Here is a 19,893-nt window from a genome sequence, read left to right as displayed (position 1 = left end):
GTCTGGTACCGGCCGGGCATTCTCCGGAAGATCCGGGCGGCTATCTAGGGCTGATCGCCCGGTCCCTGGCCGAGGTGACGATGCTCCATGGCAGCCCGGGCAGCGGGTGCCGGTCGGGGCCCGGGTCCAGGAGCAGGGAGCCGGCGGGTAACCGCGGCGAGTTGGTCGCCACCACCCCGCCCCTCCCCGTTCACCAGCGTGATCGGGGCGGGGCCGGCGGCCAGCACGCCGAGCAGCAGCGCCTCGAACCTGGCCGCCTCGGCGCCGGACCGTTCTCAGGACGGCCGGGAGCCGCCCAGCATGGGCACCAGGAACTGCCGGGCGACGGCGGCCAGCTGCTCGTCGTCGTCGAGGTCGACGATGTGGCTCGGGGTCGACAGGAAGGAGGCGGAGACCCGGACCATGAGCTCGGCCACCAGGTCGGCGTCCAGGTCGTCCGGCACGTGGCCCGCGCGCTGCTCGCGGCGGAGCTGGCCCGCGACGAACTGCCGCACGGTGGCGAGGGTCCGGCCCCCGTCGCTGATCATGGACGGCACGAGCAGCTCGGGCTCGGCCTCGATCAGGCCGCCGATCAGCGGGTTGCCCCGGATCGCGCGCATCGAGCTGACGAAGCCGAGGACGACCCGGTCCGCGGCGGTGCGGGCCTGCTCGATGTCGATCAGGAACTGGTCGAAGTAGCGCCGGAACTCCCGGCGCACGACGTGCTCGACCAGCCTGTCCTTCGTGGCGAAGCGCCGGTAGACGGTGACGCGGGAGACCTTGGCCCGGCGGGCCACGTCCTCCATCGTGGAGCGCCGGATGCCTGTGCGGCAGAACTGCTCGTACGCCGCGTCGAGGATGCGCGCCCGGGTCGGGTCGGTGTCGTCGACCTGCTCGACCGCGTCGATGTAGGCGCGTTCCAGCAACGACTCGGAGTCCGACGGCGGCATTAGCGCGGACAGCGCGGATTCCACGATCACCTCACGTACACGGTTCTGACTCGTTCCCCCACAACGGTGGCCGCGGTCTTGTGATGGGCATCACGTTGTGCTCTCATGATGATGATACACGGACTCGTTCCCTGTTTCATCGTATCAACGGGTGTCATCCCGCTCTCCCGGCGAGAAGAGGAGGAACGACGGCATGGACAAACCCAGCAGACGCAACGTGCTGAAGGCGGGCGGCGCGCTCGGCGCGCTCGGCGCGCTGAGCGCCACCACCCCGGCGTACGCGTGGACCTGGTCGCCCAAGGGCTCGGTGGCGGGCACGGGCGTCGGCGCCGACCCGCGATGGGTGTGGGACGCGGAAGCGGACCCGCTGGTCGCCTCGCTGCTCGACCGGGGCGACGTGCCCCTGGTCAACCGGCTCTTACGCAACTGGACCAAGAACGGCCAGCCGCTGCCCGACGGGCTCCCGGCGGACCTGCGGGCGTTCATGGAGGACGCCCGGCGGCTTCCGGCCTGGACCGACCACGGCAAGCTCGCCACCTCGTTCAGGTTCACCGAAAAGCGGGGACTCTACCTCGGCGTCCTGTACGGCATGGCCAGCGGCATGATGAGCACGGTCATCCCCAGGGAGGCCCGCGCCGTCTACTACTCGCAGGGCGGCGCGGACATGAAGGACCGCATCACCAAGACCGCCAAGCTCGGTTACGACATCATGACCCGCAACGCCTTCGCCCCCGACGGCGAGATGATCGTGACCTGCGTCAAGACCCGGCTGGTGCACGCCGCGGTGCGGCACCTGCTGCCGCAGTCCCCGTACTGGCCCCCGGTCGCCGACGAGGAGATCCCGATCAGCCAGGCGGACATGATGGTCACCTGGCACAGCCTGGGCACGACCGTCATGCAGAAGATGCTCGACTGGAGGGTGCCGATTCCCTCCTCCGAGTCCACGGACTTCCTGCACTCGTGGCAGCTGACCGCGCACATGCTCGGCATCAGGGACGAGTACATCCCCGCGTCGTGGGCGCAGGCGAACTCCCAGGCGGAGCAGGTTCTGACCCCGATCCTGGCGCCGACCCCCGAGGGCATCAAGCTGGCCGACATCCTGCTCAACCTCGGCGCCGAGGTCGACGGCGCCATCCTGTCCAAGCCGATCCTCGGCGCGTTCACCCGCTACGTGCTCGGCGACCAGATAGCCGGCTGGCTGAAGATCCCGAGGGAGCCCGTCTGGGACTCGCTGCTCCGGCTGTCCTGGCGGCCGTTCATCGCCATCCGCGAAGGTCTGCTCAACCTCCCGCTGGCGCCGGAGACGTACTGGCTCTTCGACGAGTTCCTGCGCAAGGCGACTCTGCTCTTCCTGTCCGAAGCGCAGCCGATCAGGATCGAGATCCCGGAAACCAACCGGCCGTCTTGATCGACCCCTTTCACCCGGCACACGGAGAGGAGTACGCGCAATGGCGGAGTTGAGCAGGCGCAAGATCCTGATCTCGGGCGGAACGCTGGGAGCGCTCGGCGCCCTGGGGCTCACCCCTCCGGCGGAGGCGAGCCAGACGCCCTGGACCTGGTCGGCGCGCGGCTCGGTCGCGGGCTCCGGCGCCGGCACGGACCCGCGATGGGTGTGGGACGAGGAGGCCGACGCACTGGTCGCCTCGCTGATCGACCGGGGTGACGTGCCCGAGGTCAACCGCCTGCTGTGGGACTGGAACCGGAACGACCAGCCGTTGCCCGACGGCCTGCCGGCGGATCTGCGGGACTTCATGGAGCGGGCACGCCGGCTGCCGTCGTGGGCGGACCGCGGCAAGCTGGAGACCGCGGCCGACTTCAACAAGTCCAGAGGGCTGTACCTCAACCTGCTCAACGGCGTGGGCGGCGGCATGCTGAGCACCGCCATCCCCAAGGAGGCCCGCGCGGTCTACTACTCCAAGGGCGGCGCGGACATGGAGGACCGCGTGGCCAAGACGAGCATCCTGGGATTCGCCGTCGGGTCGCTGAACGCCTACCGGCCGGACGGCTCGTGCGTGGTCGAGGCGGTGAAGACCCGGCTGGTGCACGCCGCGGTGCGGCACCTGCTGCGGCAGGTGCCCCACTGGCCCTACGGCATCCCGATCAGCCAGGAGGACATGCTGGTCACCTGGCACACCCTGCCGACCTTCGCCATGCGCAAGATGCTCGAATGGAAGGTGCCGATCAGCTCCGCCGACTCCGCGGCGTACCTGCACGTGTGGCAGGTGACCGCGCACATGCTCGGCATCAAGGACGAGTACATCCCTTCAAGCTGGGACGAGGCCTACGCGCAATCGGACCAGGTCCTGCCCCGCAACATGGGGCCGACCCCCGAGGGCGTGGCGCTGACCGACATCCTGCTGGACCAGCTCGCCGAGCAGACCAGCCCCGGCAGCATCAGCCGGCCGCTCTGCAACGCGCTCGCCCGTTACCTGGTCGGCGACCAGGTGGCCGACTGGGACGGTATCGAGCGTGAGCCGGTGTGGGACCCGCTGATCAGCTCGGCCTGGCCGAAGCTGGTCAGGTTCCGTGAGGGGCTCATCCCGCTGCCGCTGGTGCCGCAGATCGCCTGGGTCATCGACGAGGCGGTCCGGCAGTACATCATGTTCTTCCTCACCAAGGGCAAGGAGACCAAGATCGAGATCCCCACGACCAACCGGCCCGGCACCTGATGACCGGACCGCAGGACGACGGGCCGGGCTCGGCCATCGGGCGGCGGCGCTTCCTCGGGTACGTGCTGGCGGCCCCGACCCTGGTGGCCGCCGCCGAGCTCGCCCCGGCGCCGGCCGGAGCCAGTGCCCCGGCCGGGACCGGGGCACTGGCCGCGCCCGAACTGACCGAGCTGGTCGACCTCAACGACCTCATGACGGCGGCGGCGCTGCCCACCTCGAACCTGATCTCGGTCGAGGTACGGCAGGACGGCACGGTGGCGTTCGCGCTGCCGCGGGCCGAGGTCGGCCAGGGCATCACCACCTCGACGGCCATGCTGATCGCCGAGGAGCTGTCCGTGCCGCTGGACCGGGTGCGCGTCACGCTGGCCGACGCCCGGCCCGAGCTGGTGTTCAACCAGCTCACCGGCGGCTCGAACACGACCATCGCCACCTACACCCCGATCCGGGTCGCCGCCGCCGTCGCCCGGCAGCGCCTGCTGACCGCCGCGGCGGCCGAACTCGGCACCGACGCGGGCAACCTGACGATCGAGGACGGGGTGGTCAAGGACCGCGCCGGCCGGAGCGTCGGCATCGGCGCGCTCGCCTCGAAGGCCGCGAGCACGCGGACCGAGCGGGTGTCCGTGGAGCTCGCGCCGCGGGAGAGCTTCACCGTCATCGGCAGGCCGCACAACCGCGTCGACGCCCTGGACGCGGTCACCGGGCGCAAGAAGTTCGCGATGGACCTCGACGTCCCGGACGCCAAGCCGGCGATGGTGTGCCGCCCGCCGACCATCAACGGCAAGGTCGGCTCGGTGGCGAACCTCGCGCAGGTCCGCGCCATGCCCGGCGTCACCGACGTGGTGACGATCTCCACCGGGGTCGCGGTCCGTGCCGAGACCTTCGGGCAGTGCGTCGACGCCGTACGCGCCCTGCAGGTCTCCTGGAGACCGGGCACCGCGGAGGGGAAGTCCGACGCCAGTGTGCTGCGGCAGCTCGAAGCGGCGGAGCTGCCGATGGGGCTCAGGCCGCCGACCCCGGTCGTCGAAGGCAAGTTCACCTTCTACTTCCGCAGCAACAGCGCGCTCGAACCCAACTGCGCGATCGCCGACGTGCGGGCCGGCCGGGCCGAGATCTGGTCGGCGCTGAAATCGCCGATCGTCGCCCAGCAGGCCATCGCCGCCAAGCTCGGGCTGCCCGCCGGCAAGGTCACCGTGCACGTCACCGAGGGCGGCGGCTCCTTCGGGCGCAAGCTGTTCTTCGACGCCGCGCTCGAAGCCGCCGAGATGTCACAGAAGATCGGCAAACCGGTCAAGCTCATGTGGCACCGCGCCGACGACTCCCGCCAGGGGCGCACCCACCCGATGGCCACCTCGCGGGTCCGCGTCGCCTACCTCGGCGACACCGTGCTCAGCTACAAGCAGCGGCACACCAGCGTCTCCACGGACCTCGGCCACGGGCTCGGGGAGATCATCACCGCCCTGGCCGCGAGGCTCCCGGTGGGCGACATCGGCTTCGCCCAGACGTTCTTCCATCTCAGCCAGGCGACGTCCTACCGGTTCGGGGCCGTCAGCCGGCTGCTCAGCGAGACGGACAAGGGCTTCAACACCGGCAGCATGCGCAACGTCTACTCGCCCGACGTCACCTGCGCCCGCGAGCTCATCGTCGACCAGCTCGCGGCGAGGATGGGCAAGGACCCCTACCGGTTCCGGCGCGACTTCCTCCAGGACGACCGGTCCAGGGCGGTGCTGGCGAAGGTGGCGGAGGCCGGGAACTGGGGCCGGTCCATGGCGCCCGGCACCGCCCAGGGCATCGCGTTCCACGCCGAGTACAAATCGGTCAGCGCCGCGCTGGTGGAGATCGACTGCCGGCCCGCGACGGTCGACCGGCCCATCCGCGACGGCGTGGCCGGGCCGCGCGTCACCAAGGTCGTCTTCGCCGTGGACGTCGGCCTGGCCGTCAATCCCCGCGGCCTGGAGGCCCAGATGATGGGCTGCGTCATGGACGGCATCGCGCTGGCCCTGACCTCCAGCCTCCACCTGCGCGACGGCCACTTCCTGGAGGCGAGCTGGGACAACTACTTCTACACCCGCCAGTGGAACACCCCGCCGGAACTCCAGGTCATCGTCATGCCCAGCACGTCCGACCAGCCCGGGGGCGCGGGGGAGCTGGGCGTCGCCGCGTCGATGGCCGCGGTCGCCTGCGCGTACGGACGCGCCACCGGCACGATGCCCACCAGCTTCCCGATCAACCACGGGACGCTCTCGTTCACCCCCAAGCCCACCGTCCCCCCGATCCCGCCGTCGCCGACCGACGGCCTGGACCACGCCCGCTGAAGCAAGGAGATCTGAGTGCCCGAGCACACGTTCCGCGTCAACGGCGAACAGGTCACCGTCGACGTCGCCGGCGACGTCCGCCTGCTGTGGGTCCTGCGCGACATCCTCGGCATCACCGGGCCGAAGTACGGCTGCGGGATCAACGTCTGCAAAGCCTGCACCAGCCACCTCAACGGCAAGGCCGTCAACCCCTGCGCGATCCCCGTCCAGGATCTCCAGCCCACCGACGAGGTCACGACCATCGAAGGGCTGGCGGCCACGGTCGGCCGGGACCTGCACCCCATGCAGCAGGCCTGGCTCGACCACGACGTCGCCCAGTGCGGCTACTGCCAGCCGGGCCAGATCATGGCCGCCGTGGCGCTGGTCCGCCGCGTCGCCGCCGAAGGCCGCTCGATCACGGACGCCGACCTCGACGGGCTGCGCAACATCTGCCGCTGCGGCACGTACCCCCGCATCCGCGAAGCCATCAGAGCCGGCGCCGAAGACATGTGAGGCCGTGCCCCGCCCGGGGCACGGCCTTTCGCGCGCCTAAATCCCCTAAAAGCTAGTAGGAAATATTGACTTCGCCGGGACCGCGGCCTAACGTCGTTCCCATGAGGCAGGGTCTCCTCCTGACTAGGCGCTCCCACGTGGATTTCTGCCACGTCGCCAGCGCGCAGTGTCGTTGATCACGCATCCGTAGCCGCCACCTCCGTGCTCCCGGCGCGGCCGAAGCCGCCCGCGCCCTCGTCGACGACTTCCCCTTCTCCGCGACCCCGGACCGTCACCGGGGCGCCGCGCGAGCATGCCTTTCTCCTGTGAGGAACTCCCGTGACCGTTTCATCCCTGACCGACGGCCACGCCGTCGAAGCCGCCCTGTTCAGGCGGGCGCTGGCCGTGCACGCCAGCGGCGTCGTGGTCATCACCGCCCAGAGCGACGGCGTCCCCGTCGGTCTCACCGCCACCTCCTTCTCCTCCGTCAGCCTCGAACCGCCCCTGGTCTCCTTCTACGTGGACCGCTCCTCCACCACCTGGCCCAGACTCGGCGCCGCCGACCACTTCGCGGTCAACATCCTGGCCAGCGACCAGTCCGAGCTGGCGGCCCGGTTCGCCAGGAAGAGCGTCGACCGCTTCGCCGAGCCCACCCGCTGGCGCCCGGGGCCGCTGGGCGCGCCGCTGCTGCAGGACGTCTCCGCGCACCTGATCTGCCTGCCCTACGAGACGGCGCAGGTCGGTGACCACGTGCTGGTGGTCGGCCTGGTCGCCGAGGCCGACGTCCACCGGCAGGGCCGCCCGCTCCTCTACCACCAGGGCCGCTTCGGCCGCTTCCTGGCCCACCCCGACTCCTGAACCCGGAGATCCCGTGTCCACACCCACCCGGACGGGCGCCTACGCGAGCCCCGTCGACCTCGTCGCGTACGGCCACTACGGGCCGGGCCGCCTGCACCTGTCGCCCGACTGGAACCGCCCCGTCTACCCGTTCCAGGGCCGGATCACCGCCGACGGCTCCAGCGGCCACCGCGCCGAGCCCGGCCGCTACCACCTCTACGTCTCCTGGGTCTGCCCGTACGCCCACCGCGCCGCGATCGTCCGCAAGCTCAAGGGCCTGGAGGAGGTGATCTCGCTGTCGTACGTGGACGACGAGCGCGACGGCCGCGGCTGGGCGTTCAGGGAGCGCCGCGGCGCCGACCCGGTCAACGGCTTCACCCTGCTGGAGGAGGCGTACGACGCCACCGAGAAGGGCTACGGCGGCCACGTCTCGGTCCCCGTGCTCTGGGACCGGCACACCGGCACGATCGTCAGCAACCACTTCCCCGACATCACGATCGACCTGGCCACCCAGTTCGAGCAGTGGGCCGGCACGCCGATCGACCTCTACCCGGACGCGCTCCGCCCGGAGATCAACAAGCTGAACGCCTGGATCTACCACGACGTCAACACGGGCGTCTCGCGGGTGGCCCGCGCGGCCACCGAGGACGACCGCGAGCGGGAGCGGCGGGTGGTCGTCTCGGCGCTGGAGCGGCTGGACGAGCGCCTGGCCGGGCAGCGGTTCCTGGCCGGCGACACGATCACCGAGGCCGACGTGCGGCTCTGGGTGACGCTGGCCAGGTTCGACGCCGAGCACAACCCCGGCCACCTGATCAGCGAGCGGGGGCTGTCCGGCTTCGAGCATCTGTGGCCGTACGCCCGCGACCTCTACCGGCTGCCGGCCTTCCGCGAGACGACCGAGGGCCTGCCCCAGAGCTGGGACGCGCCGCACGGGCGGGACCGATGACCCGCAAGCGGGTGCACCTGGCGGCCCACTTCCCCGGCGTGAACAACACCACGGTCTGGACCGACCCCCGCTCCGGCAGCCAGATCGACTTCGCCTCGTTCGTCCACCTCGCCAGGACGGCCGAGCGCGGCAAGCTCGACTTCCTCTTCCTGGCCGAAGGGCTGCGGCTGCGCGAGCTCAAGGGCCGCGTGCACGACCTCGACGTGGTCGGCCGGCCGGAGTCGCTCACCGTGCTCAGCGCCCTGGCCGCGGTCACCGACCGGCTCGGCCTGGCCGGGACCGTCAACACCACCTTCAACGAGCCGTACGAGCTGGCCCGGCGTCTGTCCACGCTCGACCACCTGAGCGACGGCCGGGCCGCCTGGAACGTGGTGACCACCTCCGACGCGTTCACCGGCGAGAACTTCCGCCGCGGCGGCTACCTCGACCGGGCCGACCGGTACGAGCGGGCGGCGGAGTTCGTGCGGCTGTCACGGGAGCTGTGGGACTCCTGGCGGCCGGACGCGGTCGCCGCCGACCGGGAGACGGGCACGTTCGTCCGCCCGGGAGCCATCGGCGACGTCGGGCACCGGGGCGCGCACTTCTCCGTCGAGGGCCGGTTCACGCTGCCCCGCAGCCCGCAGGGACACCCCGTCGTCATCCAGGCGGGGGACTCGGACGAGGGACGCGAGTTCGCCGCCGCCCACGCCGACGTGATCTTCACCCCGCACGGCAGGCTGGAGGACGGCAGGCGCTTCTACGCCGACGTCAAGCGCCGCCTGGCCAGGTACGGCCGTGAGCCGCACCAGCTCAAGATCATGCCGGGCGTGACGTTCGCGCTCGGCGACACGGACGAGGAGGCCGCCGAGAACGCCGCCGCCATCCGCCGGCAGCAGGTCGGGCCGCGGACCGCGATCGCGTTCCTGGAACAGGTGTGGGGCCGCGACATGTCGGCGTACGACCCCGAAGGCCCGCTGCCCGACATCGAGCCGGACCCGGCGGAGGGCGTCTCCCAGGGCCGGGTGCCGATCAAGGACCGCGCCGCCGTCGCCGCCAAGTGGCGGGCGCTGGCAGGGGAGAAGGGCCTGTCGATCCGGGAGCTGGTCATCGAGGTGACCGGGCGGCAGACGTTCGTCGGCACCCCCGGGAGCGTGGCACGGCAGATCGACGAGCACGTGCAGGCCGACGCCGCGGACGGGTTCATCCTCGTCCCGCACCTCACACCCGGAGGCCTGGACGAGTTCGTCGACCGCGTGGTGCCGCTGCTGCGGGAGCGCGGCGTCTTCCGTACCGACTACACCGGGGCCACCCTCCGCGACCACCTGGAGCTGACATGACGTTACACCTGGCCGTGGCGCTGGACGGCGCGGGCTGGCACCCCGCCGCCTGGCGCGAGACGTCCGCGGACGTCTTCTCGGCCCGCCACTGGGCGGCCCTCGTGACCGAGGCCGAGCGCGGGCTGCTCGACTTCGTCACCATCGAGGACGCCCTGGGCCCGCAGTCGACCCTGCCCGACGGCCCCGACGAACGCACCGACCAGGTCCGGGGGAGGTTCGACGCGGTGCTGCTCGCGGCCCGCCTCGCGCCGCTCACCAGCCGGATCGGGCTGGTGCCGACGGCCACCACCACGCACACCGAACCGTTCCACGTGGCCGTCGGCATCGCCACGCTCGACCACATCAGCGGCGGGCGGGCCGGCTGGCGCGCACAGATCTCCGCGCGCGCCTCGGAGGCGCGGCACTTCGGCCGCAGGCGGTTCCCGCCGCTCGACCCGGGGGCCCGCGACCTCGCCGCCGACCCGCACGTGCGCGACCTGTTCGCCGAGGCCGCCGACGCGGTCGAGGTCGCGCGGCGGCTCTGGGACAGCTGGGAGGACGACGCCGAGATCCGCGACGTGGCCACAGGCAGGTTCATCGACCGGGACAAGCTGCACTACGCGGACTTCGCCGGGCGGTTCTTCTCGGTCAAGGGGCCGTCGATCACGCCCCGGCCGCCGCAGGGGCAGCCGGTGGTGACCGCGCTCGCCCACGCGCGGCTGCCGTACGAGTTCGCGGCGGGCAGCGCCGACGTCGTGTACGTCACGCCGCACTCCGACGAGCAGGCCCGCGCCGTCGTCGAGGAGGTCCGGGCCCTGTCGGGCGACATCAAGATCTTCGCCGACCTGGTCGTCTTCCTCGGCGAGGACGCGGCGCGGCGCAAGGCGCGGCTCGACGAGCTGGACGGGGCCGAGCTCGCCTCCGACGCCGCGATCTTCACCGGGACCGTGCGCGAGCTGGCCGACGTGCTGCTGGAGTGGCGGCGGGCCGGGGTCCAGGGGTTCCGGCTGCGGCCCGGCGTGCTGCCGTACGACCTGGAGCGGATCACCCGCGGGCTGACGGCCGAGCTGCGCGGGCACGGGGTGTTCCGGCGCGCCTACGAGGCCACCACGCTGCGCGGGCTGCTCGGCCTGCCGCGCCCGGCCAGCCGCTACGCGGAGGTGTCATGAAATTTCTGGCTATCACGTTGATCGTCCATAACGATGACCGATCGCCCACCGAGCGCTTCCGCGAGGTCGTCGAGAACGCGGTGCTGGCCGAGGAGCTCGGCTTCGACGGCTTCGGCGTGGGGGAGCGGCACGAGCGCCCCTTCCTCTCCTCCTCGCCGCCGGTGGTGCTCAGCCACATCGCCGCCAGGACGACCCGGATCCGGCTGTTCACCGCCGTCACCACGCTGAGCCTGCTGGACCCGGTCCGCGCGTACGAGGACTACGCGACGCTCGACCACCTGTCGGAAGGCCGGCTGGAGCTGATCATCGGCAAGGGCAACGGCGCGGCGCAGGCCCAGCTGTTCCACGTCACGGCCGAGGACCAGTGGGAACGCAACCGGGAGTCGTACGAGCTCTTCCGCCGCCTCTGGCGGGAGGACAAGGTCACCTGGGAAGGCCGGTTCCGGCCGCCGCTGACCGAGGCGGAGACCTGGCCGCGGCCGCTGCAGCGGCCGATCCGCGTCTGGCACGGCAGCGCCACCAGCCAGGAGTCGGTGGATCTGGCCGCCCGCCACGGCGACCCGCTGTTCTCCGCCAACGTCACCCACCCCATCGGCCCCTACGCCGAGCTGATCGACCACTACCGGGAACGCTGGGAGCACTACGGGCACGACCCGGCCGGCGCGCTGGTCGGCGCGGGGACGGCGGGCTACTACGCGGCCCGGTCCTCGCAGGAGGCCGTCGCCGCCTACCGGCCCGTCTACGACGCCCGGGTGGCGTTCCAGCGCAAGCTCGGCCTGCCGGTGGTCTTCCCGACCCTGGAGGACGCCATCGAGCGCGGCTCGATCCTGGTCGGCAGCCCCCAGCAGATCGTCGACAAGGTGCTGCGCTACCACAAGCGGTTCGGCCACGAGGTCATGCACCTGCACGCCGACGCCGACGGGCTCACGCCCGGTCAGCACCGGGACGCGCTGGAGCTGTTCCAGGCCGAGATCGCGCCCGTGCTGCGGGCGGAGATCCCCAGCAGGCCGTTCCCCGGAGGTGCCACGTGACGCTGTCCATCCTCGACCTCGCCCCGATCGTGTCGGGAGGCACGGCGGGCGACGCCCTGCGCAACACCCTCGACCTCGCCCGCCGGGCCGAGGAGTACGGCTACCGCCGCTACTGGCTGGCCGAGCACCACTTCGCGCCCGGCGTCGCCAGTTCGGCGCCGGCCGTCCTGATCGCCCTCGTGGCCGCGGCCACCTCCACGATCCGGGTCGGATCGGGCGCCGTGCAGCTCGGTCACCAGACGCCGCTGTCGGTGGTCGAGCAGTTCGGGATCGTCGACGCGCTCCACCCGGGCCGGATCGACCTGGGGATCGGGCGCTCCGGGCAGCGCCGCGCCGAACTCGCCACGGACCCGGTCGCCGAGAAGCAGGCGGCACGGGTCGTGGACGGGCTGCTGATCCCGCCGCCCTTCGACTGGTCGGCGCTCGCCAGGCAGCCCAGGCTCGCCCGCCAGATCGCGGCCCTCCAGCAGCCGGGCGCGCGGACGCCCGACTTCGCCGACCAGATCGACGACGTGCTCGCCCTGCTCGACGGCACGCACGAGGCCCGCGCCGTGCCCGGCGAGGGCGCGGACCTGCGGGTGTGGATCCTCGGCAGCAGCGGCGGGCAGAGCGCCCAGGTCGCCGGGGAACGCGGGCTGCCCTTCGCGGCGAACTACCACGTCAGCCCGTCCAGCGTGCTGGAGGCCGTCGAGGCCTACCGGAAGGCGTTCAAGCCGTCGGAGGCGCTGGGCGAGCCGTACGTGATCGTCTCGGCGGACGCGGTCGTCGCGGAGAGCCGGGCGCGGGCCCGCGAGCTGGCCAAGGGGTACGACCTGTGGGTCCGCAGCATCCGGACGGGCGCCGGCGCGATCCCGTACCCCACGGCGGCGGAGGCCGACGCGCACGTCTGGACCGACGCCGACCGCGACCTCGTCAAGGACCGCCTCGACACCCGGTTCGTCGGCCCGCCCGCCGAGGTGGCCGAAGGGCTGCGCGTGCTCCGGCGGGTGACCGGGGCCGACGAACTGCTCATCACGACCATCACCCACGACCACGAAGACCGCGCGCGCTCGTACGAGCTGCTCGCCGAAGCCTGGAACCGCTCGTGAAGCGCATCCTCCCCGCCCTGCTGCTGACCCTCGCCGCGTGCGGCGCGCAACCCGTCCAGACCGCGCGGACCACCTCGCTGACCTGGGCCGTCGAGACGCAGCCGATCACCCTGAACCCGCAGCTGTGGGCCCAGAACAAGGCCAGGCTGCTGGTGTTCAACCAGTTCGACGCGCTGCTGTCGAAGGCCGCTAACGGCTCCTTCGGGCCCTGGCTCGCCACGGCGTGGATGGTGTCGGACGACGGGCTGACCTACACCCTCGACCTGCGCGACGACGTCACCTTCCACGACGGCACGGCGTTCGACGCCGCCGCCGTCAAGGCCAACCTCGACCAGTTCCTCGTGCCCGGCTACAACCCGTCGGTGGCCGCGATCCAGCTCAGGTCCTTCGACGAGGCCGAGGTCGTGTCGCCGCACCGGCTCAGGATCACCCTCAAGGAGCCGGACGCGCTCTTCCTCGACTTCCTCGCCTCACCCCTCGCGGGGCAGGTCTCGCCGAAGTCGCTGAAGGGCGCCGAGGACCTCAAGTTCGGCGGGCCGGACCTGGTCGGCACCGGGCCGTTCATCCTCGAACGGTACGTCCAGGGCCAGGAGATCCACTACCGGCGCAACCCCGCCTACGCCTGGCCCCCCGCCGGAGCGGCCCACCAGGGCCCCGCCCACCTTTCCGAGATCACCTACCGGTTCCTGCCCGAGGCCGCTGTCCGCGTCGGCGCGCTCACCTCGGGCCAGGTGCAGGTCATCGAGGGCGTCCCCGCGACCGAGGTCGCCCTCATCGAGAAGGACCCGGAGCTGACCCTGCGGACGGCGCTCAACTCCGGCACCGCCTACTCCTACTACTTCAACACCTCCCACGCCCCCTTCGACGACCGGCGCGTACGGGAGGCGTTCCGCGAGGCCGTGGACCTGGACGCGGTGCTGAGGTCCGTCTACCAGGGCACCGCCACCAGGGCGTGGAGCATCGTCGGCAGCGAGAGCCCCTTCTACGACCCGTCCCTGGAGAACACCTACGGCGGCGACGTGGCCAGGGCCAACGCCCTGCTCGACGCCGCAGGGTGGAAGGAACGCGACGCCGAGGGGTTCCGGGTCAAGGACGGCGAGCGGCTCACCGTGCGCGAGGTCGCCTCGGCGCCGTTCGTCCGGGACCGCCGCGACATCCTCGCCCAGGCCATCCAGGCCCAGGTCAAGCAGAACGCCGGCATCGACTTCCAGGTCAAGATCCTTGACCAGGGCAGCGCGCAGCAGGCCATGGACGACGACGCCTACGAGGTGTTCGGCAACTCCCGCGGCGACTCCGACGCGGGCGCCGCGCTCAACCTCATCCTGCCGGAAGGTGCCGCCATCAACCGCACCCGCTTCGCCGACCCCGACCTGGACAAGTGGCTCGCCGCCGCCTCCGCAAGCTCCGGCCAGGCCGAACGCAAGGAGCTCTACGCCAGGGCGCAGCGGGCGGTCGTGGCGGACCACGCTGTCGTGTTCCCGCTCTACGTGCCCGCCGACCAGATCGCCGCGAGCAAGAACGTCCAGGGGCTCGGCTTCGATCCCGCCTCCGGCACCCCGGCGAGCGCGTACGACGTGCGGATCGGCACATGATCAGACGGCTGGGCGCCGGGCTGGCGGTGCTCTGGGCCGCCGCCACCGCCTCGTACGCCGCGCTGCTGCTCGCCCCCGGAGACACCGTCGACATCCTGGTCGGCGACGGCCCCGACACCCCGGAGATCCGGGCCGGGATCGTCGCGGAATGGGGGCTCGACCGGCCCGAGATCGTGCAGTACCTGTCCTACCTGTGGCGCCTGCTGCACGGCGACCTCGGCCGCTCGTACCAGCAGCAGCGCGGCGTCGGCGAGATCCTGGCCGGCCAGATCGGGCCGACCGCGCAGCTCACGCTCGCCGCGGCGGCCACCGGCGTGGTGCTGGCCGGCCTCATCGCGATCGGCACGGCGGGCAGGGGGCGGTGGCCGCGGGCCGTCGCCTCGGCCGCCGAGCTGGTGTCGGTGTCCGTGCCGCCGTTCCTCATCGGGATCGTGCTGCTGTCGGTCTTCTCGTTCTCCCTCGGCTGGTTCCCCGTGTCCGGGGCGGACGGGCCGGCGGCGCTGGTGCTGCCCGCGCTGGCGCTCGGCCTGCCCGTCGCGGGCGTGCTCGGCCAGGTGCTCCGGGGCGGGCTGGAGCGGGCGCTGGAACAGCCGTTCGCGGTGACGGCCAGGGCGCGCGGGCTCACCGAACGCGCCCTGGTCGCCCGGCACGCCCTGCGGCACGCGCTCATCCCGGCCGTGACGCTGGCCGGCTGGTTCACCGGCGCGCTGCTGGGCGGCGCGGTGATCACCGAGGTGTTGTTCGGCCGGCCCGGGCTCGGCCAGGTCGCCATGCAGGCCGTGACCGGTCAGGACATGCCCGTCGTGATGGCCGTCGTGCTGCTGTCGGCCGTCGTGTACGTCACGGTCAGCACGCTGCTCGACCTGGCCTACCGCGTCATCGACCCGCGGATCAGGGGCTGACCGCCGATGTCCCCGACCTCCCGCGGCACCGCCCGCCCCGCCGACGCCCTCTCTCCCGACGACCCGCGCCGGGCCGTCGAGTCCTCCCACCGGCCCGTTCCCGAAGTTCCGGGCGGCGCTGTCGAGCCCTCCCACCGGCCCGTTCCCGAAGTTCCGGGCGGCGCTGTCGAGCCCTCCCACCGGCCCGTTCCCGAAGTTCCGGGCGGCGCTGTCGAGCCCTCCCACCGGCTCGCTTCCGAAGATTCGCGCCGCGCCGTCGAACCCGCTCCCGAGGATTCGCGCCGCGTCGGCCGGTCCTCGCGTGAGGGCCGGGGGCGTGGTGGGCGGTTCGGGTCTGTGGGGCTGCGCCGTCTCTTCCGTCCTGCTGTGCGCGGGAACGTCCTGGGGTGGCTCGTACCGGGTGCTCTTCTCGCGCTGCTGGCCCTCGCTGTCGCCGCGCCCGGTCTGCTGACGGCCGCCGACCCCCTGGCCGCCGACCCGATGGACGCGCTCGCCCCGCCCGGCGGCGCCCACTGGTTCGGCAGCGACCACCTCGGCCGCGACGTGCTGGCCAGGGTCGTGTACGGGGCCCGCCACTCCATCAGCATCGGCGTGGCCGCCACCTTCCTGGCCGTCACCTCCGGCGTGCTGCTCGGCCTGGCCGCCGGGCTGTCGCCGAAGTGGCTGGACGAGGCGCTGGCCCGCTCGTTCGACGTGCTGTCCACCCTGCCCGAACTGCTGCTCGCCCTGCTCATCGTGGCGATCACCGGCCCGGGGACGATGAACGTGATCTTCGCGATCGCCGTCGCCCAGATCCCCAGCTACGCCCGCGTGGTCCGCGCCCAGACCTTCGTCGTCCGCCGCTCCGGCTACGTCGAGCAGGCCGTCACCTTCGGCCGCTCCCGCCTGGCGATCACCGCGGGGCACGTGCTGCCGAACGTGCTCGGCCCGATCCCCGTCCTGGCCACCATCGGACTCGGACAGGCCGTGATCGCCGGTTCCGGGCTCAGCTTCCTCGGCATGGGGCCGCAGCCGCCCGCCGCCGAGTGGGGCGCGATGCTCTCCGAGGCCCGCAACTACCTGCGGGTCGCCTGGTGGGAGGCGTTCTTCCCGGGCCTCGCGATCACGCTCACCGTCGTCTGCCTGACCGTCGTCGGACGCCGCCTGCAACGCCGTTTCGAGGGGAGGACACCATGACCTCGCTGGTGACCGTGGAGGACCTGCGGGTGAGCTTCGGCGGCGCCGAGGTCGTGCGCGGCATCTCGCTGTCGGTGGCGCCCGGGGAGTGCGTGGCGATCGTCGGCGAGTCCGGCTCCGGCAAGAGCGTCACCGCCCGCACCCTGCTCGGCCTCGCCGGACCCGGCTCGGAGGTCCGGGCCGGGGCGTTCCGGGTGTCCGGCAGGGACGCCCTCGCCTTCACCCCGGCCGACTGGCGGCGGCTGCGCGGCGGGTTCGCCGGACTCGTCCTGCAGGACGCGCTGGTCTCGCTGGACCCGCTGCGCACGGTGGGCGCCGAGATCGCCGAGGTGCTCGCCGTCCACGACGTCGTGCCCCGGGCCCGCCGCGCGGACCGGGTGCTGGAACTGCTGGACGCGGTGGGCGTGCCCGAGCCCGCGACCCGCGCCGGCCAGTATCCCCACCAGCTCTCCGGCGGGCTGCGGCAGCGGGCCCTGATCGCCTCCGCCATCGCCGCCGACCCGCCGCTGATCATCGCCGACGAGCCGACCACGGCGCTCGACGTCACCGTCCAGGCCCAGATCCTGCGGCTGCTCGCCGAGCGCCGGGCCGCCGGGACCGCGCTGCTGCTGATCAGCCACGATCTGGCCGTGGTCGCCTCGATCGCCGACCGCATCCTGGTCATGAAGGACGGCCGGATCGTGGAGGAAGGCCCCGCCCGCGACGTGCTGTCCGCGCCCGCCCACGACTACACCCGGGCGCTGCTGGCCGCCGTCCCGTCCGTGGCCTCCCGCGGCACCCGCCTCACCACCGGCGCCCCGCGCGCCCGTGCCACTCCTGACCTGTCCGCCCGGGTCCTCGCCGGGACCGGGCTCGCCCGCTCGTACGGCTCCCGCCGCGTCGTCCACGACGTCTTCTTCACCCTGCACGCCGGCGAGACGCTCGGCGTCGTGGGGGAGTCCGGGTCGGGCAAGACCACGCTCGCCCGGCTCGTACTCGGCCTGCTCGAACCCGGCGCCGGCCAGGTCACCCTGCACGGGCAGCCGTGGAGCCGCCGGCCCGAACGCGCCCGCCGCCCGCTGCGCCCCCGCATCCAGCTCGTCTCCCAGAACCCGCTCGACTCCTTCGACCCGCGCCACACCGTCGGCCGCCTGATCGCCGAGCCGCTCCGCCTGCCCCGGGCCGGACGCCGCGAGCGCGTCCTCGACCTGCTGGCCCGCGTCGGCCTGCCGCCCGGGACGGCCGCCCGCCACCCCAGGGAGCTGTCCGGCGGCCAGCGCCAGCGCGTCGCCATCGCCCGCGCCCTCGGCCCCCGCCCCGACGTGCTGGTCTGCGACGAGCCGGTCTCGGCGCTCGACGTCTCGATCCAGGCGCAGGTGCTCGACCTGCTCGCCGACATCCAGGCCGAGTACGGCACCGCGATGGTGTTCATCTCCCACGACCTGGGTGTGGTCCATCACGTGGCCGATCGCGTGCTGGTCATGAAGGACGGCCGGGTCGTGGAGGAGGGCGACGTCACGGAGGTGTTCGCGCGGCCGCGCGATCCCTACACGCGCGCCTTGGTGGCCTCCGTGCCCCGGCCGGCGCCGTCCCCCGACCGAGCCGCGTCGATCAAGCATGGAGCCGCCGGGTGACGGCGGGTCATCGGCCGGAGGAGGCGGCCACGAACAGGTCGACGTCGCGCATGGCCTCGCTGAACACCGGCGCCGGCACGTCCGTCAGCGGCGCGGCGCGCCACCCGCCCTCCACGAGACGGTCGAAGCCGACCTCTCCCGTGATCGCGTGGTCCTCGTCGTACAGGTGGTGGCTCAGCCTCGCCCGCCACCGTCCGCCCGCCATCACACGCCGGGCGTCGCCGTCGAGCTCGGCGCCGTCCCACGCCCCCAGGAAGGCGGACGTCCAGCCCCGCTCCTCGAACAGCGCGCGGAGCCTGCGGTAGCGCACCACCTGCTCGGCGAACCGGTGGGAGGAGACGCCGCTCGCCTCCTCCGCCGGCGTGAGCAGGTAGACCTCGCGGAAGGCCTGCTTGAACGGCTGGCGCAGCTCCTCGCCCCGTACCACCTCCCGCCAGGCGCGCACCTCCTCGGCCCGCGCGCGGGCCGGATGCCACAGCCGCACCGGCACGTCCGGCACGGTCAGCCCCAGCTCGGCGCGCCACACGCCGGGCGAGACCTCGAACTCCCAGATGAGCCGGTCCGTGATCGGATGCCCCTCCAGCAGCCGGTACGGCGGAGCCGACGTGCCGGCGCACCCGGCTTCCAGCGCCCTGACCAGGGTGGCCCGCTGCTGCCGGGTCCGCTTGACCAGCTCGCGCAGCCGCCCGACCTCCTCGGGGTGCTCCCGCGTGACCGCCACGGGAACCGTCTTCAGCTTCCGGTCGCCGTGCCACCATGACAGCTCGACCTCGTCGTCGGCCGAGATCACCGCCGTGTGCTCGCCGACGGTCTGCCGCACCGGCCCGTCGGGCAGCCGGAACGCCACCTCCAGCCGGTCGGCCAGGGCGGGCTCGACGCGCTTGAGCATGCGGGCGAGCTGCCTGGGCACCCCGGCGTGCCGGGTGGCCCGGCCCGCGGCGCGGAGCGCGGAGACCACCTCGGGGGTCGGGTGCTCCTCGGCCGCGCGGGCGATCTCGAAGAGCACCGCCTGGGAAGGCAGCGTCCCGGCCCCGGTGGGCGCCACCGCGACCCCGCGCACCAGCGTGTCGAGCAACCCGGGCAGCCAGGGCTCGTCCCGCATGAGGGCCAGCCGCACGGCCCGGCCGATGGCCGCCTTCTCCCCGCTGCCGAACGCCTTCTCCGCCTCGTACGGGATCTCGTCGGCCTGGATCGCCGCGACGCGAGCCGCGGCCGTCTCCAGAGCCGTCCGGGCGAACTCCGGGTAGCCGGGCAGGCCGCCGAGCCAGGCGGCCAGGCCGGGCGGCGGCGGCACGTCCGGCCGCACCGCCTCCCAGAACAGCGACCGCCGCTCCACGTCCCAGCCGAGCAGCACGTCCAGCTCCGCGACCGCGATCGGCCCGCGCTCCCCGGCGAACCGGGCGCGCACCTCGGCGTCCATGCCGGCCAGCCCCGCCGCCACCACGACCATGACGGGGTCGTCCGACCGCCGCCCGTCCTCCAGGAGGCGCCCGACCAGCTCGCGGGCCGGCGCGACCAGCACCTGCCGGGTAGGCTCGCCGAGCGCGTACCGGACCGACAACGGGATGCCGTCGCCGTCCGGGATCGGCGAGCCGCCCAGCCCGACGAACCCGACGCTCAGCCGGGAGGCGTCCGGCCAGTGGGTGGGGTCGTTCGCGGTGCCGGTGAGCAGGTTGAGAAGGCGCTGCGCGAGGGGGGAGAGGTGCATGCGGATCGTCCCTGTCGGAGGCGGGTTCGGCGGTGCAAGATCTAGCAGCAGCGGGCGACAGAATGAGACCGCCGCGGGCGGGCGGCTGCGCGCGGGCTTGTGACGGCTCCCGCCGTTGATCGAAGATGGCCACGGGCGAGGCACGCGGCGTCTCG

At 72.9% G+C, this 19,893-nt stretch carries 17 protein-coding genes; 14 read left to right on the top strand and 3 right to left on the bottom strand.

Translation table 11 applies throughout. From position 1 onward, the window contains the following. Window positions 1-40 precede the first annotated feature (40 nt). On the bottom strand, window positions 41-175 hold the full coding sequence (locus ABD999_RS20875) for a hypothetical protein (protein WP_271276409.1): 135 nt from the start codon (window positions 173-175) through the stop codon (window positions 41-43). A gap of 100 nt (window positions 176-275) precedes the next feature. Beyond that, window positions 276-929 (bottom strand): TetR/AcrR family transcriptional regulator, encoded by a 654-nt coding sequence (locus ABD999_RS20870; protein WP_271276414.1) that lies wholly within the window; start codon window positions 927-929, stop codon window positions 276-278. 193 nt (window positions 930-1,122) lie between these two features. Between ABD999_RS20870 and ABD999_RS20865 the strand changes: the two genes are divergently transcribed. The 14 genes from ABD999_RS20865 to ABD999_RS20800 all read left to right on the top strand — a co-directional run bounded on the left by ABD999_RS20865 (window position 1,123) and on the right by ABD999_RS20800 (window position 18,030). Further along, window positions 1,123-2,337 (top strand): oxygenase MpaB family protein, encoded by a 1,215-nt coding sequence (locus ABD999_RS20865; RefSeq protein ID WP_271276408.1) that lies wholly within the window; start codon window positions 1,123-1,125, stop codon window positions 2,335-2,337. A 40-nt stretch (window positions 2,338-2,377) separates the two neighbouring features. Continuing rightward, complete coding sequence (locus tag ABD999_RS20860) at window positions 2,378-3,598, top strand: oxygenase MpaB family protein (RefSeq protein WP_271276407.1); 1,221 nt, start codon at window positions 2,378-2,380, stop codon at window positions 3,596-3,598. After that, the gene (locus ABD999_RS20855; protein ID WP_271276406.1) at window positions 3,598-5,910 is read left to right on the top strand and encodes a molybdopterin cofactor-binding domain-containing protein; all 2,313 of its coding nucleotides are present in this window, start codon (window positions 3,598-3,600) and stop codon (window positions 5,908-5,910) included. The genes ABD999_RS20860 and ABD999_RS20855 overlap by 1 nt, the downstream gene beginning before the upstream one ends. A 15-nt stretch (window positions 5,911-5,925) precedes the next feature. Next, window positions 5,926-6,402, top strand: coding sequence for a (2Fe-2S)-binding protein (locus tag ABD999_RS20850; protein ID WP_148033116.1), 477 nt, complete (start codon window positions 5,926-5,928; stop codon window positions 6,400-6,402). Between the two features lie 318 nt (window positions 6,403-6,720). After that, the gene (locus ABD999_RS20845; RefSeq protein ID WP_271276405.1) at window positions 6,721-7,239 is read left to right on the top strand and encodes a flavin reductase family protein; all 519 of its coding nucleotides are present in this window, start codon (window positions 6,721-6,723) and stop codon (window positions 7,237-7,239) included. Window positions 7,240-7,252: 13 nt separating this feature from the next. Next, window positions 7,253-8,164 carry a glutathione S-transferase C-terminal domain-containing protein gene (locus ABD999_RS20840; RefSeq protein ID WP_271276404.1) on the top strand — a complete coding sequence of 304 codons (912 nt, stop codon included), beginning with the start codon at window positions 7,253-7,255 and terminating at the stop codon, window positions 8,162-8,164. Next, complete coding sequence (locus ABD999_RS20835) at window positions 8,161-9,480, top strand: NtaA/DmoA family FMN-dependent monooxygenase (protein WP_271276403.1); 1,320 nt, start codon at window positions 8,161-8,163, stop codon at window positions 9,478-9,480. The genes ABD999_RS20840 and ABD999_RS20835 overlap by 4 nt, the downstream gene beginning before the upstream one ends. Beyond that, a complete protein-coding gene (locus ABD999_RS20830) occupies window positions 9,477-10,628 on the top strand; it encodes an LLM class flavin-dependent oxidoreductase (RefSeq protein ID WP_271276402.1) in 1,152 nt (383 codons plus the stop codon). Before ABD999_RS20835 ends, ABD999_RS20830 begins: the two co-directional genes overlap by 4 nt. After that, a complete protein-coding gene (locus ABD999_RS20825) occupies window positions 10,625-11,659 on the top strand; it encodes an LLM class flavin-dependent oxidoreductase (protein WP_271276401.1) in 1,035 nt (344 codons plus the stop codon). Before ABD999_RS20830 ends, ABD999_RS20825 begins: the two co-directional genes overlap by 4 nt. Beyond that, window positions 11,656-12,747, top strand: a complete 1,092-nt coding sequence (locus ABD999_RS20820; RefSeq protein WP_271276400.1) for an LLM class flavin-dependent oxidoreductase — start codon at window positions 11,656-11,658, stop codon at window positions 12,745-12,747. Before ABD999_RS20825 ends, ABD999_RS20820 begins: the two co-directional genes overlap by 4 nt. Then, on the top strand, window positions 12,744-14,339 hold the full coding sequence (locus tag ABD999_RS20815; protein ID WP_271276399.1) for an ABC transporter substrate-binding protein: 1,596 nt from the start codon (window positions 12,744-12,746) through the stop codon (window positions 14,337-14,339). Before ABD999_RS20820 ends, ABD999_RS20815 begins: the two co-directional genes overlap by 4 nt. Beyond that, a complete protein-coding gene (locus ABD999_RS20810) occupies window positions 14,336-15,241 on the top strand; it encodes an ABC transporter permease (RefSeq protein ID WP_219546280.1) in 906 nt (301 codons plus the stop codon). Before ABD999_RS20815 ends, ABD999_RS20810 begins: the two co-directional genes overlap by 4 nt. A 366-nt stretch (window positions 15,242-15,607) precedes the next feature. Beyond that, on the top strand, window positions 15,608-16,417 hold the full coding sequence (locus ABD999_RS20805) for an ABC transporter permease (protein ID WP_271276398.1): 810 nt from the start codon (window positions 15,608-15,610) through the stop codon (window positions 16,415-16,417). After that, window positions 16,414-18,030, top strand: a complete 1,617-nt coding sequence (locus tag ABD999_RS20800; protein WP_271276397.1) for a dipeptide ABC transporter ATP-binding protein — start codon at window positions 16,414-16,416, stop codon at window positions 18,028-18,030. The genes ABD999_RS20805 and ABD999_RS20800 overlap by 4 nt, the downstream gene beginning before the upstream one ends. 7 nt (window positions 18,031-18,037) lie before the next feature. Here ABD999_RS20800 and ABD999_RS20795 read toward each other — a convergent pair whose 3' ends face one another. Further along, window positions 18,038-19,738, bottom strand: coding sequence for a DUF4132 domain-containing protein (locus tag ABD999_RS20795; RefSeq protein ID WP_271276396.1), 1,701 nt, complete (start codon window positions 19,736-19,738; stop codon window positions 18,038-18,040). Window positions 19,739-19,893 lie beyond the last annotated feature (155 nt).

This window comes from Nonomuraea ferruginea (assembly GCF_039540635.1).
Taxonomy (GTDB): Bacteria; Actinomycetota; Actinomycetes; order Streptosporangiales; family Streptosporangiaceae; genus Nonomuraea; species Nonomuraea ferruginea.
Note: the sequence above shows the minus strand (reverse complement) of the source record. Positions and strands in the feature narration are given on the sequence as shown.

What these genes read in the sequence shown, in the direction of transcription:
- ABD999_RS20825 (WP_271276401.1), top strand. Translation starts at nt 10,625, where the DNA reads ATGAAATTTCTGGCTATCACGTTGATCGTCCATAACGATGACCGATCG.
- ABD999_RS20860 (WP_271276407.1), top strand. Translation starts at nt 2,378, where the DNA reads ATGGCGGAGTTGAGCAGGCGCAAGATCCTGATCTCGGGCGGAACGCTG.
- ABD999_RS20795 (WP_271276396.1), bottom strand. Translation starts at nt 19,738, where the DNA reads ATGCACCTCTCCCCCCTCGCGCAGCGCCTTCTCAACCTGCTCACCGGC.
- ABD999_RS20835 (WP_271276403.1), top strand. Translation starts at nt 8,161, where the DNA reads ATGACCCGCAAGCGGGTGCACCTGGCGGCCCACTTCCCCGGCGTGAAC.
- ABD999_RS20855 (WP_271276406.1), top strand. Translation starts at nt 3,598, where the DNA reads ATGACCGGACCGCAGGACGACGGGCCGGGCTCGGCCATCGGGCGGCGG.
- ABD999_RS20830 (WP_271276402.1), top strand. Translation starts at nt 9,477, where the DNA reads ATGACGTTACACCTGGCCGTGGCGCTGGACGGCGCGGGCTGGCACCCC.
- ABD999_RS20800 (WP_271276397.1), top strand. Translation starts at nt 16,414, where the DNA reads ATGACCTCGCTGGTGACCGTGGAGGACCTGCGGGTGAGCTTCGGCGGC.
- ABD999_RS20810 (WP_219546280.1), top strand. Translation starts at nt 14,336, where the DNA reads ATGATCAGACGGCTGGGCGCCGGGCTGGCGGTGCTCTGGGCCGCCGCC.
- ABD999_RS20865 (WP_271276408.1), top strand. Translation starts at nt 1,123, where the DNA reads ATGGACAAACCCAGCAGACGCAACGTGCTGAAGGCGGGCGGCGCGCTC.
- ABD999_RS20870 (WP_271276414.1), bottom strand. Translation starts at nt 929, where the DNA reads ATGCCGCCGTCGGACTCCGAGTCGTTGCTGGAACGCGCCTACATCGAC.